Annotated in this window: 19 protein-coding genes; 5 read left to right on the top strand and 14 right to left on the bottom strand. The window is 42.4% G+C overall.

The window, feature by feature from the left end:
- Positions 1–122 precede the first annotated feature (122 nt).
- The 3 genes from ACR42H_RS02035 to ACR42H_RS02025 all read right to left on the bottom strand — a co-directional run bounded on the left by ACR42H_RS02035 (position 123) and on the right by ACR42H_RS02025 (position 1,546).
- Complete coding sequence (locus ACR42H_RS02035; protein WP_113884915.1) at positions 123–740, bottom strand: TetR/AcrR family transcriptional regulator; 618 nt, start codon at positions 738–740, stop codon at positions 123–125.
- A gap of 64 nt (positions 741–804) precedes the next feature.
- Complete coding sequence (locus ACR42H_RS02030; RefSeq protein WP_113884916.1) at positions 805–1,062, bottom strand: hypothetical protein; 258 nt, start codon at positions 1,060–1,062, stop codon at positions 805–807.
- Positions 1,063–1,186: 124 nt separating this feature from the next.
- The gene (locus ACR42H_RS02025; RefSeq protein WP_436374564.1) at positions 1,187–1,546 is read right to left on the bottom strand and encodes a hypothetical protein; all 360 of its coding nucleotides are present in this window, start codon (positions 1,544–1,546) and stop codon (positions 1,187–1,189) included.
- A 397-nt stretch (positions 1,547–1,943) separates the two neighbouring features.
- Between ACR42H_RS02025 and plsY the strand changes: the two genes are divergently transcribed.
- The 3 genes from plsY to ACR42H_RS02010 all read left to right on the top strand — a co-directional run bounded on the left by plsY (position 1,944) and on the right by ACR42H_RS02010 (position 4,468).
- Positions 1,944–2,570, top strand: a complete 627-nt coding sequence (gene plsY, locus ACR42H_RS02020; protein WP_113884918.1) for a glycerol-3-phosphate 1-O-acyltransferase PlsY — start codon at positions 1,944–1,946, stop codon at positions 2,568–2,570.
- 104 nt (positions 2,571–2,674) lie between these two features.
- Positions 2,675–3,334 (top strand): DUF421 domain-containing protein, encoded by a 660-nt coding sequence (locus ACR42H_RS02015; protein WP_113884919.1) that lies wholly within the window; start codon positions 2,675–2,677, stop codon positions 3,332–3,334.
- A 108-nt stretch (positions 3,335–3,442) separates the two neighbouring features.
- Positions 3,443–4,468 (top strand): STAS domain-containing protein, encoded by a 1,026-nt coding sequence (locus ACR42H_RS02010; RefSeq protein ID WP_113884920.1) that lies wholly within the window; start codon positions 3,443–3,445, stop codon positions 4,466–4,468.
- Between the two features lie 197 nt (positions 4,469–4,665).
- On the opposite strand, the gene ACR42H_RS02005 is transcribed toward ACR42H_RS02010, so the two are convergent.
- The gene (locus ACR42H_RS02005; protein WP_436374563.1) at positions 4,666–5,418 is read right to left on the bottom strand and encodes a metallophosphoesterase family protein; all 753 of its coding nucleotides are present in this window, start codon (positions 5,416–5,418) and stop codon (positions 4,666–4,668) included.
- 167 nt (positions 5,419–5,585) lie between these two features.
- Here ACR42H_RS02005 and ACR42H_RS02000 point away from each other — a divergent pair, with 167 nt between their 5' ends.
- Entirely contained in the window at positions 5,586–6,518 is a 933-nt protein-coding gene (locus tag ACR42H_RS02000; RefSeq protein ID WP_436374562.1) for a manganese-dependent inorganic pyrophosphatase, read from the top strand.
- Positions 6,519–6,550: 32 nt separating this feature from the next.
- Here the strand turns inward: ACR42H_RS02000 and ACR42H_RS01995 are convergent, their stop codons facing one another.
- From ACR42H_RS01995 to gatC, 8 genes are all read right to left on the bottom strand, one after another.
- A complete protein-coding gene (locus ACR42H_RS01995; protein WP_436374561.1) occupies positions 6,551–7,618 on the bottom strand; it encodes an NAD(P)H-dependent flavin oxidoreductase in 1,068 nt (355 codons plus the stop codon).
- Positions 7,619–7,637: 19 nt separating this feature from the next.
- Positions 7,638–8,198 (bottom strand): thioredoxin family protein, encoded by a 561-nt coding sequence (locus tag ACR42H_RS01990; RefSeq protein WP_436374560.1) that lies wholly within the window; start codon positions 8,196–8,198, stop codon positions 7,638–7,640.
- Between the two features lie 171 nt (positions 8,199–8,369).
- Positions 8,370–9,077, bottom strand: coding sequence for an ABC transporter permease (locus tag ACR42H_RS01985; protein ID WP_436374559.1), 708 nt, complete (start codon positions 9,075–9,077; stop codon positions 8,370–8,372).
- Positions 9,074–9,922 carry an ABC transporter ATP-binding protein gene (locus ACR42H_RS01980; RefSeq protein WP_113884926.1) on the bottom strand — a complete coding sequence of 283 codons (849 nt, stop codon included), beginning with the start codon at positions 9,920–9,922 and terminating at the stop codon, positions 9,074–9,076. Before ACR42H_RS01980 ends, ACR42H_RS01985 begins: the two co-directional genes overlap by 4 nt.
- A gap of 128 nt (positions 9,923–10,050) precedes the next feature.
- On the bottom strand, positions 10,051–11,103 hold the full coding sequence (locus ACR42H_RS01975; RefSeq protein ID WP_436374558.1) for a LytTR family transcriptional regulator DNA-binding domain-containing protein: 1,053 nt from the start codon (positions 11,101–11,103) through the stop codon (positions 10,051–10,053).
- 165 nt (positions 11,104–11,268) lie between these two features.
- Entirely contained in the window at positions 11,269–12,696 is a 1,428-nt protein-coding gene (gene gatB / locus ACR42H_RS01970; RefSeq protein WP_113884928.1) for an Asp-tRNA(Asn)/Glu-tRNA(Gln) amidotransferase subunit GatB, read from the bottom strand.
- Positions 12,697–12,708: 12 nt separating this feature from the next.
- Positions 12,709–14,166, bottom strand: coding sequence for an Asp-tRNA(Asn)/Glu-tRNA(Gln) amidotransferase subunit GatA (gene gatA / locus ACR42H_RS01965; RefSeq protein ID WP_113884937.1), 1,458 nt, complete (start codon positions 14,164–14,166; stop codon positions 12,709–12,711).
- Positions 14,167–14,179: 13 nt separating this feature from the next.
- Entirely contained in the window at positions 14,180–14,470 is a 291-nt protein-coding gene (gatC, locus tag ACR42H_RS01960) for an Asp-tRNA(Asn)/Glu-tRNA(Gln) amidotransferase subunit GatC (protein WP_113884929.1), read from the bottom strand.
- Between the two features lie 218 nt (positions 14,471–14,688).
- Between gatC and ACR42H_RS01955 the strand changes: the two genes are divergently transcribed.
- Complete coding sequence (locus ACR42H_RS01955; protein ID WP_113884930.1) at positions 14,689–15,045, top strand: cupin; 357 nt, start codon at positions 14,689–14,691, stop codon at positions 15,043–15,045.
- 169 nt (positions 15,046–15,214) lie between these two features.
- Here the strand turns inward: ACR42H_RS01955 and ACR42H_RS01950 are convergent, their stop codons facing one another.
- A complete protein-coding gene (locus tag ACR42H_RS01950; protein ID WP_436374557.1) occupies positions 15,215–15,649 on the bottom strand; it encodes a YueI family protein in 435 nt (144 codons plus the stop codon).
- A gap of 208 nt (positions 15,650–15,857) precedes the next feature.
- A complete protein-coding gene (aceA, locus tag ACR42H_RS01945; protein ID WP_113884932.1) occupies positions 15,858–17,147 on the bottom strand; it encodes an isocitrate lyase in 1,290 nt (429 codons plus the stop codon).
- Between the last annotated feature and the right edge of the window lie 133 nt (positions 17,148–17,280).

Here is a 17,280-nt window from a genome sequence, read left to right as displayed (position 1 = left end):
ATTTTCACAAGTGGTCAGATGCACAAATGAATTATACCCTCATTAGGCAAAAAAGTATCGTAATTAAGTAATATTTCTTGGACATGTAACTGAAATCGCATTAAGCAGGATGCAATTGAGCATTATTCCTTTTTCAGATCCTGCAAAACAAGGTTCTTAACATAGTCAATAATGGTTCTATATGGATATTCTTCATTAATTGCTCTATGAAGCATTGCACCGTCCATAAAAGTCCAGAATAATCCCGCTACATGATTTGGATCAGCATCCGGACGGAATTCCCCGGCAATTTGCCCATCCTCCATAATGTCTGTTATCAATTTCAAAAAGAACTTCTTTCCTCTCTCATTCAGAATTCGATTCAAGTTCTCATCTCTGGAGGAATGCAGCGTAAATTCCAGCTGTACAGTAATTCTATCTTTTCGTTCCTGGCTGAATGGGCTCATATCCCTATACAAATCAAAAAGATATTCCAGTTTCTCTTCCGCAGAAGAGAGCATGGAAATGTTCTCTTCAAGTCTTGCATTAGCTGATTCTGTCTGCTCATTCAAAAGCTCCAGATAGATTTCTTCCTTGCTTTTAAAATAATTATAGATAGCTCCCTTGCTGATTCCTGAATAAGCGACAATGTCATCAATGGTCGCTGCCTGAAATCCCTTTTTAGCAAAGCATGCCAATGCGCCCGCCAGGATCTCTTTCTTTTTCTTCCGCTTATATTCCTCTGATACGATAGGCGCCAAGTCTGTCCCTCCATTGTATTTGGTTTAGTCTCTGAGAAAATTCAAGTTATTCCCGCATTAAATATCAGCAGCACTTATGATTGATGTCACTTCTTTTCAGAACTTCTTCTATATATAGGCTGGCATGTTCACTCGTGATTTCTGTATTTTCCTCCGCCAATCCGGCCATTACCAAGTCTTCTTTCACTTTAGCGAGAAATAAATCTCTGATAGCTGCGGAACGGCATGGCTGCATCTGCGCTGCCAAGTCCCAGATCCATTGCTCAAGATGGATGCTCTTGCTCTTTTTTTGCATTTTCTGCGGAACCTGCCTTCTCCCCATATTTCTCACTCCCAAGCATACTCTTATCTTTTAAAATAAACTGATTAGTCTTTTTATTGTAAGTATTTTCGAATGAATTTTCAAACTTTTTGTACACAAAAAACTCCTAACTGTCCGTTAAGAGTTAATCCTGATCTATTTGGTTTTTATCCCGGTACATCGTTACTAATCCCCCAACCAGCATAAAGCAGGCAAATGCAATGGGAAACCAGCGCTCAAACCAGGATTCTTTATTGGAAAGTTCTTTGTGTTCCTTGTCCGCTTCTTCCGGATTTCCTCCTGTAATTTGAGCCATAACAAGATTGGTAAACTCATCTTCCCCCTGCATTTCCGGCAAGGAGTTCTCCTCCTCGTCCATTGCTTCGAGGTATACTTCCAGACATTGATCACATATATAGAGATGATCTTCATAGAGTTCGCGTTCTGGTTCTGACAGCTCATTTTTCACATATTTCCGCCATTCTTCCAATGAAAAGTGATCCATGAAGATCATCTCCTTCCAATCTTCCTGACAGCGGAGCGTTCAGGAACATGAAAATATCCTGCTGGGTATTTTGCCGATCGAATAAATCCTGGACTATATCAGCTTCCCTTATATCTATTCGGATAACATTCATTCTTTTTGAGTGCCGAAACAATCATAATCGAGAGAATTGAATAATTCAATACTTTTTTTTATAAAAAATCTCACCAAAAAGCGTTTATTTCCATATTTTTTTATCGCTTAATATTAAAATAATAATAGATTTCCCGCTTCGGACAAAACCATTATATGGTAAACTGTAAGCGGTGACTACAAAGAGGACAGCAGTGAAAATATTTTTAAATAATGGACAACTCTAAACCATTATTGAATATATTGATGAAAAAGGATGGATACGATGACATTTCTAATTTACTTGGCAGCGTACCTGATAGGATCAATTCCTACAGCCTTATTGATCGGCAAATATGCCTTTGGGATCGACATCCGTGATCATGGCAGCAATAATCCTGGTGCGACTAATACACTAAGGGTACTTGGCAAAAAGGCAGCTATCGTAGTACTGCTGGTGGATGTGGGCAAGGGAGCAGCAGCTGCAGCATTGCCTCTCATCCTGAACGCTGAGACCGATCCGTTAATGGCCGGGATGATTGCAGTAGCAGGCCACTGCTTTCCGATCTTTGCAGGATTCCGCGGAGGAAAAGCCATCGCAACCACGGCAGGTGTATTGTTTGCAGCAAATATTTGGATGTTTTTGATCGCCTACATTTCTTTTGTCGCAGTCATTTACGCAACGAAGTATGTATTTTTTGGCTCTTTATCGGTGGGTGCATCTTTACTTATCTATTCTTTATTTACCGAAGGCACTGAACATGAACTTATCTTTTCTATTTTCCTATTATTTTTGATTTTTCTTCACCGTTCGAATATTAGAAACTTCATTGATAAAAATGAGCCTAAAATCAATGATAAGCGCCTGAAAAATGACCGCATCCCTCCAAGAGATCATAAAAAACGAGCCTAAACGAAGCCCGGACCCTGCATTCGGGCTTTTTTTATTATTTTTCACATGAAAGCTGTTCATTAAGCAAATCCTTTGAATAAAAGTGCAGTCAAAGGAGCTTGCATATGTTCTTGATCTTAAAAATATTAAGTCTTTACTTAATCACAATCATGATTATGAGACTGATGGGCAAGTCGACAATTATCCAAATGACTCCTTATGACCTGGTCGCCATCATTATTGTTGGCACAGTTGCCTCTGAGCCTCTTATAAGCACAGAATTCTTGCCGACATTAGCAGCATTGGCCATTCTTGTAGCCCTTCATATTCTCTTCTCTTATTTGACTTTAAACCAAATTGGCAACCGATTTTTTCTTGGGGAACCGACGATGCTGATTAAAAATGGGGAAATCCTGGAAGACAATCTGGAAAAATCCCATCTATCCATATCTCAGCTGCTGTCTATCTTAAGAAGCAAAGGCTATCCCAAAATTGCGGATGTGGATTATGCCATTCTCGAGCCTATCGGTGAAGTGAGCATCATACCGAAAGTAGCCAATACGCCTGTTACCGTCGAACATTTAAATATCCCCATTCAGGATGAGGGCCTCCCTATTGCAGTTATTGTGGATGGCAGGATTCAGGAGCGTAATATCCAGCTGCTGGGACAGACTAAAGATTGGCTTTTAGAGCAGCTGCGGCAAAACAATTTGAATGAGAAAGATATTATGTACGCTTATGTAAATGAAAAGTCGAAAAAATTGAATATAAACAGACGCAGATAATTTTCAAATATTGGTTTAAGGTTTGAAGTTGAGGGTATATAACATTGGTTACTTACGAGACAAATAGAAGTTACTTAACTATACATATCAATATCAGGGGGTAATGGTATGACAGAAAATAGCCTAGTGCTTGAAACCAAAATTGATGGTTTTGATTTTAATTGGGACCTTGAAAAAGGTCTGTTTAATTTTGAAGGCGATGATGCGGTCCTATTTTGGATAAAATCCGCCATGAAAAGCTTCTTCGATACGATTGAAGAGATCTCTGGAAAGGAGACTTCCAGCCTTGTACTTGAGACCACCGGCTTCAGGCAGGGAATGGTAGTAGGGAAGTTTTTCAAAGACTTAAATTTGCCCATAGTCGAAGTGGCTACAATTATCCCTAGAATATACGCTTCTGCCGGCTGGGGGAAATTCGTCATCACAGACTTGGATCCCGTAAATAAAACAGCCAGTGTCAAAACCGTGGACAGCTGGGAATACAAGATCAACAAAGAACAAGAGAAAAATGAGTCTGGAACTTTTCTGCCGGGGCACTTTGCAGGAATCTTTTCCGCTTTGTTCGGAACAAGCCTCTGGTATAAAAAATCAGCTGACCAGTTAGCAGGCCAGGAATATACCGGCCTCGATTATTTCCCATCCAGCGTTACGGTTGAGGAAAATATACACGCTTTGGCGAGGCGCGAAGAATCAAAAAAAATCAGCGAGCTTGAAAAATTAGTGGAGGACCGTACGATTGAATTAAAGCAGCTTGTTAAAGAAATCTCTTCACCGGTTATTCCAGTCCTGGATGGAATCGTTGTTGTCCCTCTTTTGGGAAGATATGATGAATTCCGCTCAGAAGAACTCGTGGATAAAACTCTCCACAGCCTGCCGAAGCACCAGGCAGATTGTCTGATCTTGGATTTAACCGGGTTAAATCAATCCATCAGTGCCTATACCGTCGAATTCTTAAGCAAATTGGCAGCTGCAGCTAACCTGATTGGCACCGAAACCATTCTGGTTGGCATTTCACCAGAACTTGGCACAAAGATTACAGAAACTAATTTTAATCTTTCTAAATTTAACTGCTTCACAAACCTGCAGCACGGCATTTATTATGCACTGTCCAAAAAAGGCAGGAAAATCTTTTAATAACGGAAAAAGCTGACTCCGCATCAGGCGGGAGGTCAGCTTTTTTAAGTTAAATATGTAAAAACTGTCGAAATTTATGTGCGTATAACCAGGATTGGTATGCGGATAAAAATTTTTATGTGCGCATAGCCTTATTTTAAGTGCGGATAATTTTACTTATGTGCGTACAGGCTATTTTAGTCTTTCTTATCAGTGGATTATACTTTCTTAGGAGCCCCCCTATATTTCGCTTCGCGCAGCTCGAGCGCGTAGGCCTCTATATTAGGCATACCCATATCCTTGGCAATGCTTATTTCCTTTTCAATATCATAAGGAACCCGGACAATTTCGATTGAGAAAGGCGCAGGTTCTTTCGATAAGTATTCCCCATGCAAAATCGCATAGGTTGCCTGAGGAATATCCAGGGAATTCCCAACACTTCCTGCATTGAATAGAGTCCTTTGCGGATGAACCGGTTCAATCAATGCAGCATGAATATCCCCATAGCCGACAACATCCGGAATTAGCCCGTCCTCTCCGGAATTAATGTTTTCTGTATTCTCAAACATAGCCAGCTTTTCTTCATAAGAATCCCGCATCGGTACAACCCGATGATAAATGCTTTTAGCAGAAGCATGGTAGAGCCTTACATATTTGCCGCTCATATAAAAATCGTGATGGAATGGCAGAGTTCCTAAATAGGCTAACGCCTCTTCCCCAAGCTGTCTCTGATGCCATTGACCCTCTTCAAAGTCCAGCGGCTTCTGCATGAAATCATCCCAGTTTCCAAGAAGGACCACTTCACAGGTTTCTTTTATCCGTTCAACGGCTTTACGGGAGTTTGGCCCTTTTCCTATTAAATCACCCAGGCAGAAAATAATCTCTATTCCGCGATCGCGGATATTGTCCAGCACCGCCTCCAAAGCTGTGATATTTCCATGAATATCAGAAATTATGGCTACTTTCCCCATGTATGTCTCCCCCTTACTATTCTTATTTAATTTCTCCAAAACATCCAGGCTTCCTCTAACAATTGAAAAAACAAAATTTGATTTTTCCCCGTACCGCCATTACATTAGAAATATGGTAAAATAACAGCATGCCAAAACCAACATTACATATAGAAGGAGTAGGATTTATGTCAAAAGTATTTGTATTCGGACACAAAAACCCAGACACTGACTCAATCTGTTCAGCACTTGCTTATGCAGAATTAAAAAACAAATTAGGCGTTGATGCAGAGCCAATCCGTCTGGGTCAGGTAAATGAGGAGACACAATATGCTTTAAATTATTTTAAGGCTGAAGCTCCCCGACTTGTTGAGGCAGTATCCAAAGAAGCAAGCGAAGTAATCCTTGTAGACCATAATGAGTTCCAGCAAAGCGCTGATGATATCAAAAATGTGAAGATCCTTGAGGTTATTGACCACCACCGCATTGCGAACTTTGAAACAAGCGATCCGCTTTACTATCGAGCAGAGCCTGTTGGCTGCACAGCAACTATTCTGAACAAAATGTTCAAGGAATACGGAGTAGAAATCAGCAAGGAAACAGCTGGTTTAATGCTTTCGGCCATCATTTCCGATTCTTTGCTGTTCAAATCTCCAACATGCACAGATCAGGACGTTGCAGCAGCACGCGAGCTTGCTGAAATCGCGGGAATAAACGCTGAAGAGTATGGTCTGGAAATGCTTAAAGCAGGAGCAGATTTAAGCAAGAAGAGCGTGAAAGATCTCATCTCCCTTGACGCAAAGGAATTCCAAATGGGAAGCTATAAAACAGAAATCGCTCAGGTTAATGCAGTGGACCTAAATGACGTATTAAGCCGCCAGGAAGAATTGGAAGCTGTCATTACTGAAAATATCAATCATAAAGAGCTTGACCTTTTTGTTTTTGTTTTAACTGACATCCTTAACAACGACTCAGTTGCCATCTCTCTTGGCAAAGAAGCTGCAGCAGTTGAAAAAGCTTATGATGTAACCCTTGAAAACAACAGTGCCGTATTAAAGGGCGTTGTTTCACGCAAAAAGCAGATCGTACCGCCGCTTACTAACGTATTGGCTGGCAAATAAGACAAAAGCAGTGCCGCACTTGGCACTGCTTTTTACTTATCCAGCAACGCTTCTGTCCCCATAACAAGTTTTATCATCAGCTCCTTCACTGTTACTTCCTCAGCCAGTGTCACTCCCTGTCCGGCCCATAATGACATAAACTCCGTCCGCTCCAGCTTGGCTGCCTGCTTTCGGATAGGCGCTGTCATATCATTCTGCAATGGATAAGGCAATGCCTGCAGAGCTTTCATCTCTTCCATGAACCTGTTGCGAATCCCTCTTGCAAGCTTCCCGGAAAATGCTTTCGTCACAGCAGTCTGATCTTCCCTTGCATTTAATAGTGCATGTTTGTACAGTGAGTGAGCCCCGCTTTCCCTGCATGTAAGAAAAGCTGTTCCCAGCTGGGCTCCTGCTGCGCCAAGCATCATAGCCGCAGCAATCCCGCGGGCATCCATTATTCCCCCTGCCGCAGCCACAGGACAGCTGACCGCATCTGCTGCCTGTGGTATTAGAGCCATGGTACCGATAAGCCCGCCTTCTTCGCTGCCGAAAGTTCCACGGTGCCCCCCGGCTTCAAACCCCTGAGCAATAATCACATCTGTGCCAGCCTCTTCCCATTCCACTGCTTCCTTTACATTGGTTGCTGTTCCAATAATAATCGTACCCTGTTTCTTTAATTCAGAAATAATGGCAGAGTCAGGAATGCCAAATGTAAAGCTGCAAACAGGCACACGTTCCTCCATCAAAACATCAAGCTGTTTTCTATATAAAGCAACATAATCCTTTTCTGGCAGAGAAGGTTTTTCCTTCATACCAAGCTCACTGCTGTATCCGGCGAGTATATCCTCCATGCTGCTGATTTCCTCTGCATCCGCCGAAGCCTCACTATCCGGAACAAACAGATTGATGCCAAATGGCTTGTCTGTCAGATTCCGAATCTGTTTAATATCGTTCCTTATTTCGTCTGAACTCATATAGCCTGCACCCATATTTCCAAGTCCCCCACAATTGGACACCTCGCTGATTAATTGCGGAGTTGTCATCCCTCCAGCCATAGGAGCCTGGAAAATAGGGTATTTTATATCCAGCATCGCAGTTATGGAATTCCGGTTCCAGCCCATTTAAAACATCCTTCCGCCTTTACTTCCCCGAAACAATAGCATCTGCTATACTATCTGCAACAAAATGCCAGATCTTAGAATCCTCCTGATAGGAAGCCGTTAGTCTCCTGTACATGCTCATTTGTTTGTCCTTAAAGTCTTCAGCATTCTGTGCGGGGAGCTTACTTCTTCCCTCATCCACCATTTCCTGAACCTGTTTGGCACGAGGTCCCCAAACAGCTTTTTCCTTCCCCTCTTTATCTATAAAAATATAAATGGGTATTGCTCTGGATGTTCCATTAGTCAAATATTGATCCATCAGCTCAAGGTTCTCATCCCTTAAAATAAAACGGACTTCCATACCGGATTCCTCTGCGATTTTCAGTAGAATCGGATTATTCAGCATCGCATCGCCGCACCAATCTTCAGTGAGTACAATCACTTTCAGGCCAGTGTCCTTAAATTCTTCCAATCTTGCTTTCTCCTTATCTGATAAAGAGAAACGATCGTAAATGCCCATCATTTCATCTTTATTTACTTTCATTCCCCCTAGGTATTCTTGCAGACTCAGCCCTTTTTGGAACCAATCCAGTAATTCCATTAATAAACACTCCTTTTTTCTAAATGCCTACTTACTAATTCTGTATGGCTCCCCATCATTCCTTCTGATTACTGCTGCCGAATTTTGCAGAAAAACATCTTTTCCTGGGAAATTAGACAAAGAGGCTGTCGTCAAAAAACGAAGGCCGGCGAAAAACGGCCAGCCTTGTCATCAATCCATCATTCGTTTTTTGTAAACGGCAACCACGAGTGCAAACACAGCTGCAGTCCATACAATTATCGCTGCCAGATGGAACCATACATCCGCTAGGCCAGCCCCCGCTTCAACCTGATTAGCCAACTCAATCAGCTGCAGATTCGGCAAATACTCAATAAATTTTAAAACAGGATATTTTTCTATAAAAGGGGTCAAGAACGAGCCAAAGGAAAAAATCATCATAATGGGCAAAATAACAACCGATGCTTCCATTACGGATTTTGTCAGCAATCCAAGCAATGTGCCAACTCCAATATAGAAGACAGCAGATAGAATAATAGCCATTCCAACTATTATTACATTATCAGGATTATAACCAGTTAAAAATGCAGCTATAATGATAACGGCTATGGTGCTAATAAAGCTCAATAAACTTTTCCCGAATAATATCTCCAGGGTACTTGCAGGAGACAGCATAAGTCCCCTTAATGTATTTTTTTCTTTTTCCTCTGCAATAAGTGAGCACTGCACATAGGCTGCTACTAAACTAAAAATCATATTGATGACCATATAATGTGTATCGATTGCCTCAATTCCCATGCGTCCATAAATCGCGGCCATAACAAGGGGAAGGAGGACGGTAGTAGAAACATATAAGTTTTTCGAGACATCTTTATAATCCTTATATAAGATGGCCATAGATCGTTTCATTGAAAAAGTCATGCTAATTTCCTCCCTGTTACTTCTACAAAAATATCCCCTAAAGTCGGTTCGTTCGAATAGATTGAGACAATTTTATTTCCAGACATGTAATCATACACAGTTTGTGCTCCGCCCGGTCCTTTATCAACAATTACTTTGCTCCCATCAGTCAGCTCAACAGTCAATGTATGATCGGCAAATTTTTGGCGAAGCGCTTTAGGTGAATCCAGCAATTGAATAGCCCCATTATTTAAGAACGCAACGCGGTCACATAGCGTTTCAGCCTCATTCATATCGTGTGTGGTCAAAAAGATCGTGGTTCCTTTTTCTTTTAAGTCTTTTAAGCCTTTATATATATGCTTTGTATTTACTGGATCAAGTGCTGAAGTCGGTTCATCAAGAAACAGCAGCTCAGGCTGATGCAAGAATGCCCTTGCCAGTGTCACACGCTGAGTCATCCCTTTTGACAGTTTAGAAACAGCCTTCTTCTTTTCATCTATTAAATTAACCATGCCCAGAACTTCATCAATCCTCTTATCCGGTACATCATAAAGATCACAATACAGCTTTAAATTATCATAAATGGTTAAACGGCTATATAAACCGCTATTATCAGTCAGGATTCCGATTTTCTTACGGTATTCTTCTTTCTTCAGATTGGAAGCATTAACCCCAAATACCAAAGCCTCCCCATCTGTCTGGGCTAATTGAGCGGTTAAAATTTTTATGGTAGTTGTTTTGCCGGATCCGCTTGGTCCTAAAAATCCGAAAGTCTCTCCCTTTTTTACATTAAATGATACATTTTCCAGTGCCGGCTGATCTGAAAAGTATTTGGCCAATGATTTGACTTCAATGATATTCTCCATTTTCATCCTCCATGCGGTTTGTTTTCTTATGCATTCATCTTAATTCATAAAGAAAACCCCCACATTATATTCCAGATAAAAAGAGCACTTCAGAGGCTGAGTGGAGCAATACAGGAGTGGAATGGAGCTTACTTTAACCCCAGCATTTCTTTTAGCTCCGCCATTTTCCCTTTTGATAAAGGGATTGATGATTTAGAAGCATCATTGAGCACCAGTGTAAAACTATTCCTTGTCCACGTCACGACCTCCCGGACCTTCTGCAGATTAACAATATAAGAGCGGTGACATCTGAAGAAGCCATAGGGGTGCAGTTTTCTTTCCAGCTCTGCCAGTGTAAATACACTTGGATACACTTCACCTTTTATATAAATATTGGATTGGCCATCGCTGCTTTCAATGTAATCAATTTCAGGCGGGTCGAATAATACGATTTTATCGTTTACTTTTGTTGGGACCTTTTCAAAGCGAACGGGCTGTACCGCTGGCGTTTCTCCATTCAGCAGATCGGCATGCTGTTCCTGGGCCGCTGTATCCGGTTCATCCTGTAAAACGTCAAGCTCCTGCAGACCAGTTTCACCAAGCCTATAAACCCTGCTGGTCACTGCAAGCGCACTCTCCAAATTACCAGTTAGTATTAAAACACCTTTCCCGTTTTGGCAAAGCTTCCTTATCAGTTTTATGAAGACACTCTTTGTTTCCAAATCAATATTTTGGTCAGGCTCTTCAAAAATAAACAATGCAGGGTTCTGAAAAAGCATACGGCCAAAATGGACTCGTCTTTTTTGTGAATAGGATAATTTTCTAACCTGCTGATTTCGCTCTGCATCCAGCTGAACAGCACGCAGCCCTTCTTCTACTGATATTTCCGATCCATATAGGTTCTTATAAAAGGAGAAGTTTTCCTTCACCGTTAATCTTTCATATAGTCCGTCATTTAAAGAGAAGATTCCAATGTTCGCCAAAAATTTGCGTTTGTCTATCGCCGCACTAATTTCGTTAACCCTTATTTCTCCATCGGAAATCGGCATTGACCCCATGAACATACTCAATAATACGTTCCTTACATTTGTATTTGTATGAACTGCTGCAGTCTCGCCTGCAGAGACCTCTAGACTAAATGGAGGAAATACAACAGTATGTTCATCATGCTCTTCTAAATTTGTTATTTTTAAAATGGCCACTTCTAATCACCTGGTTTTTAAGATTTCATACCTGTAATTATAACGCTGAACCACATGTAAAATATAGATTTTCCTGGGAAATAATAGGGGTATTTGTCGAATGGCAGTTATTCTTCAAGCAAAAAAGGGGCATGAAACCGATTGATTTCATGCCCCAATATATAGCTATCTTTTCTGAATTTCCTGCTGCAATAATTTGTTGACAAGCGGCGGGTTGGCCTGTCCTTTTGTGGCTTTCATGATTTGGCCGACAAGGAAGCCGATTGCTTTTTGTTTTCCATTTTTGAAATCCTCGATCGATTGCGGATTCGCATCAAGTGTTTCTCCGATAATCTTAAGTAGTGCACCTTCGTCAGATATCTGAACCAGGCCTTTTTCTTTTACGATTGTTTCCGGATCTCCGCCATTTTCAACCAGTTCTTTGAAGACGGTTTTGGCAATTTTGGAAGAGATGGTGCCGTTTTCTATCAGTTTAATCATGCCGGCAAGTCCCTCTGGTGTCAGAGCAATATCTGTCAGCTCTTTTTGTTCAGCATTCAGGTATGCCGACAGCTCACCCATCACCCAGTTGGAAGCCTGCTTTGCGTCAGCTCCTGCTTGGACAGCCGCTTCAAAGAAATCGGATGTTTCTTTTGTGACTGTCAGGACAGCTGCATCGTAAGCAGGAAGCCCGAGTTCTTCAATATAGCGGTTCTTTCTTTGGTCCGGAAGCTCAGGGATCTCAGCACGAATGCGCTCTTTCCACTCTTCATCAATATGGATATCAAGCAAATCAGGCTCAGGAAAATAACGATAATCATCCGAACCTTCTTTTACCCTCATTAGAATGGTTGTATTGGTCGCTTCATCATAGCGCAATGTTTCCTGCTGTATTGTACCGCCTGAACTTAATATCTCTTCCTGTCGTTTCTCCTCGTACTCAAGTCCTTTGCGGACAAAGTTAAAGGAGTTCAGGTTCTTAAGCTCTGTCTTTGTGCCAAATTCCTCCTGACCCGCAGGACGAAGGGAGATATTCGCATCACAGCGAAGTGAACCCTCCTCCATTTTGCAGTCAGAAACGCCTGTATACTGGATGATGGACTTTAATTTCTCCAGATATGCGTATGCTTCATTTGGCGTGCGGATATCCGGCTCAGATACAATCTCGATCAGCGGGGTACCCTGGCGGTTATAGTCTACAAGAGAATATCCTTTAGCATGAGACAGTTTTCCTGCATCTTCTTCAAGATGGATCCGCGTAATGCCGATTTTTTTCTTATAGCCATCGACTTCGATTTCAATCCAGCCATGCTCTCCAATCGGCTTATCGAATTGCGAAATCTGGTAGGCTTTTGGGTTATCCGGGTAAAAATAATTCTTCCGGTCAAATTTTGTAACAGGTGCGATTTCACAATTCAGTGCCATCGCAGCTTTCATTCCGAATTCAACTGCCTTTTTATTAATGACAGGAAGCACTCCAGGGTAGCCGAGATCGACAACCGTTGTATTGGAGTTGGGCTCTGCCCCAAAATGGTTTGGGCTTGCCGAGAATATTTTTGAATCTGTTTTTAGCTCAACGTGTACTTCAAGTCCGATAACCGTTTCGTATTTCATGAATTTCCCCCCTTACAGTCCCGGTTTTTGCTTATGGTATTCTGTAGCCTGCTCAAAAGCATGCGCTACGCGGTAAACAGTGCTTTCATCAAAATGCTTTCCGATAATCTGAAGGCCAAGCGGCAATCCATCCGCGAATCCGCAAGGTACGCTGATTCCAGGAACGCCGGCAAGGTTTACTGGAATTGTCAGAATATCATTTGCGTACATAGTCAGCGGATCAGACGTATTTTCACCAATCTTAAAGGCAGGAGTTGGTGCTGTCGGTCCAATAATGACATCATATTTTTCAAAAACATTTTCAAAGTCTTGTTTAATGAGTGTACGCACCTTTTGTGCCTTTTTATAGTAAGCATCATAATAGCCTGAACTTAAAGCGAATGTTCCAAGCATGATGCGGCGTTTCACTTCATCACCGAAGCCTTCTGCACGGGTCTTTTTGTATAAATCGATTAAATTCTCAGGATCTGCTGTTCTGTAGCCATAGCGTACACCATCAAAGCGCGCCAGGTTCGCGGATGCCTCAGAGGAGGACAGCAGATAATACGTTGCCAGTGCATATTTCGAATGCGGCAGGGAGACTTCCTCCCATGTTGCCCCAAGTTTCTCCAGCACTTTCAGGGCCTCAAGTACTGACTGGCGTACCTCTTCATTTACACCTTCAGCCAAATACTCTTTCGGTACGGCAATTCTCAGCCCCTTTACATCCCCATTCAGGCTTTCCGCATAGCTTGGGACCTCAACATTTGCTGAAGTAGAATCCATAGGATCCACACCTGAAATGGCCTGAAGCAGATATGCGTTATCTTCAACGGTCCGTGTAATTGGCCCGATTTGGTCCAGAGATGAGGCAAACGCGATCAGTCCGAATCTTGATACTCTTCCATATGTAGGCTTTAACCCAACAACTCCGCAATAAGAAGCAGGCTGTCTGATTGAGCCGCCTGTGTCTGATCCAAGAGAAAATAAAACTTCACCGGCTGCAACAGAAGCAGCAGAACCGCCGGAAGATCCCCCGGGAACTCTTTCTAGATTCCATGGATTTCGGGTTACTTGAAAGCCTGAGTTTTCATTGGATGAGCCCATTGCAAATTCATCCATATTCAGTTTACCGATTGTAATGGTTTCAGCATTATGTAATTTGGATGCAGCAGTCGCATCATAAATCGGATCAAAATTTTCAAGTATTTTACTCGCACTGGTTGTGCGCAGCCCCTTCGTTACGATGTTATCCTTCACGCCGATTGGCATTCCGAACAAAAGGCCTTTCGCTTCGTCCGTTCCAAGTTTCCCATCCATTCTTTTAGCTGCCTGGCGGGCTCTTTCTTCATCAAGCGTCAAGAAAGCCTGTACTTTATCTTCTACTTCACCGATTCTCTTGTACGATTCGCTGACAAGGTCGGTAACCGTGATTTCTTTCTTATGTAAAAGCTGATGAAGTTCCGATACCTTATGGTCAAATAAACTCACCATTTTCCCCTCCCTATTCAATAATAGACGGCACTTTTATATAGCCATCCTGATGTTCCGGCGCATTTTTCAGAACTTCTGCCTGTGGAAGCCCCTTATTCGCCTTATCTTCTCTCAATACATTCTTCATATCAAGAACATGGGATGTTGGTTCAACATGATCTGTATCAAGTTCATTCAGCAGCTCGGCAAATGAAATCATCTTGTCCAGCTGTTCGGTATAAGAAACAGTTTCCTCCTCAGTCATTGCTAGTCGCGCCAAGTGTGCAACATGCTTAACCTGATCTATTGAAATTCTCGACATTAATGCCACCTCCAAAAATGAATACTGTCAATGCACAATTATAATGATCATACCAAACTTTCGCGCGTTAAAGCAATACGCGCACGCCAGCTGGCTTAGCAATCTTCTGCTTATTTTACCATGAGTTCAGTGAATTGTGTGTTTGCTTCTCTTTTTAGAGGATAAATGAAAAGCGAAACCGAATAAATGGGGATGCAATAAGTACAGGAGGTACAATTATGGAATTTTTCCGATTTGATTTGGATGTCAGCAGGGAAATTGCCCAATTCAGCAGCCACAATGCAAGCATCACCCCGATTATCAGGAACAAAACAGCTGCAGTTGGGTGTATCCACCTGAAGGATAATAGTGTTTTAGGCATGCATCCGGCAGCTTGTCCCCAGCTATTTCTCATCGTTGACGGCGAAGGATGGGTTAAAACTGCTGGCGGTGAGCAAATTGCAGTCCAAAAGGGAACAGCTGTTTATTGGTCTGAGGGAGAGGAACATGAATCAGGCTCTTACCTTGGCATGACTGCAATTGTGATTGAAGGTCCTGATTTGGATCCGCATCTGTACCTGAAGGCTTTGGAATAGATAGCGGATCACCTGGCATTGGGCCGGTACTTTTTGATTTGGCAGGTAAATCTCTCATTTCGGCCGGTATTTTATTAAATTTGACCCGTAAATTCACGTTTCGACCGGTAAAAATTGGCCGGTATTGTGATGCTTTCCCCCAAAAATAGAGCAGCGCTGCAGACGCTGCTCATTTCCGCTTGAATAGTTTGGCAAGCAGGCCGCTCTTTTTTTCTTTTTTTGCTTCTGCTTTAACCGTTTTTCTCTCCACAAAAATTTCCGGCTTATCAATTGCATAGTCATAGGCTAAAACCAGCCCGATCTCTGAATTATGTTCTTTATTGGTGACGATTGTATATTCGACCTTATAGGTTGAAGCCAGTTTTATATATTTTGATAAATAGGAGTAGCTCATATTTCCATTCAGATAAAGATGAGCCTTGCTGTTGGCTTTAAGGGCATCTTCCACCTGCGGATAGATTCCATCTTCCCTCATCTGCGGCTGCTTCAAAGCAATGACCACCCTCTCCCGAAGCGAGCCAAGAAACTTGCGGCGCTCATCAGGCTTGGTCTGTTTTTGTCCATGAATCCCCTGTTGAAGATAATCATCTATATTTTCAGCCAATTGTACATCCTCCATCGTTATATGACCTCAATGCTTCCATTGTATTCAGTATTACGCTCTATTTCAAATTTCGCCTATATAAGTATGTATGTTTTTGCAGCATGTACCGTGCTTGCCTCATAAGCAAAAAAATACCTCCCTTCCATCGAAGAGAGGTTCAAAATAGGAGAATATACAGGTGAAAACTCAAGTTACATACGGGTAAAATTTAAGCCTCCTGCTTTTCAGTGAACTGTTCTTCCTCAGTGGATCCCTTTAAAGCAGTTGTTGAGGAAGTTCCTCCAGTAATGACCATGGAAACCTGGTCAAAATAGCCGGTACCCACTTCACGCTGATGTCTTGTTGCCGTGTAGCCATGTGTTTCATTGGCAAACTCGGCCTGCTGCAGTTCAGAGTAAGCTGCCATTCCGCGGTCTTTATAGCCGCGAGCCAGTTCAAACATGCTATGGTTTAGCGCATGGAATCCTGCCAAAGTAACAAACTGGAACTTGTAGCCCATTTTTCCGAGCTCAACCTGGAATTTGGCAATCGTTTCGTCATCGAGTTTTTTCTTCCAATTGAATGAAGGAGAGCAATTATACGCTAAGAGCTTGCCAGGGAATTTTTCATGGATTGCTTCAGCAAAGCGTCTCGCTTCATCAAGATCCGGTTCAGATGTTTCACACCATACCAGGTCTGCATAAGGAGCATACGCCAATCCCCGAGCGATCGCTTGGTCAAGGCCTGCCTTTGTACGGAAGAAACCTTCAGGTGTGCGTTCCCCGGTAATGAAAGGTGCATCAGAAGGGTCCACATCGCTGGTAATTAAATCTGCAGCGTTTGCATCAGTCCGTGCGACAATGACAGTCGGCACGCCCATAACATCCGCTGCCAATCTGGCAGAAATTAAATTCTTAACAGCAGTCTGGGTTGGCAGCAAAACCTTTCCGCCAAGGTGGCCGCATTTCTTCTCAGAAGATAGCTGGTCCTCAAAGTGTACTCCGCCGGCACCCGATTCAATCATGCTTTTCATAAGTTCAAATACATTAAGCTGGCCGCCGAATCCTGCTTCCGCATCTGCTACAATCGGAGCGAACCAGTCAATGGAATGATCGCCTTCCATATGATGAATCTGGTCAGCTCTCTGAAGGGCCTGATTAATTCTTTTTACTACACTTGGAACACTGTTGGCCGGATATAGACTTTGGTCCGGGTACATATTTCCGGACAGATTCGCATCTGCAGCAACCTGCCAGCCGCTTAAGTATATGGCCTTCAGCCCAGCCTTAACCTGCTGGACAGCCTGGTTTCCCGTTAACGCCCCTAATGCATTGACGAAGTCTTCTTCATTCACAAGCTTCCACAGCTTCTCTGCACCACGGCGCGCTAATGTATGCTCAATATCAATTGATCCTCTTAATTTAATGACTTCCTCAGCCGTATACGGTCTTTCTACTCCATTCCAGCGTCCCTCCATTTCCCAGCTTTCCTGTAACTGACGCACTCTTTCATCTGCCATTTGATTAAATCCTCCTTTTTATTTAGAAAATCATCATTTAAGCAAACTCCCAGTTGCAATGCATTTCTGTCTGTATCATAACAGGTATAAAATTGTTAACTGTTATGATATCAATCTACGTTGTTATAACACA

It is taken from the genome of Cytobacillus sp. BC1816, from assembly GCF_051353635.1.
In the GTDB taxonomy this organism is placed as follows: Bacteria; Bacillota; Bacilli; order Bacillales; family Cytobacillaceae; genus Cytobacillus; species Cytobacillus oceanisediminis_C.
Note: the sequence above shows the minus strand (reverse complement) of the source record. Positions and strands in the feature narration are given on the sequence as shown.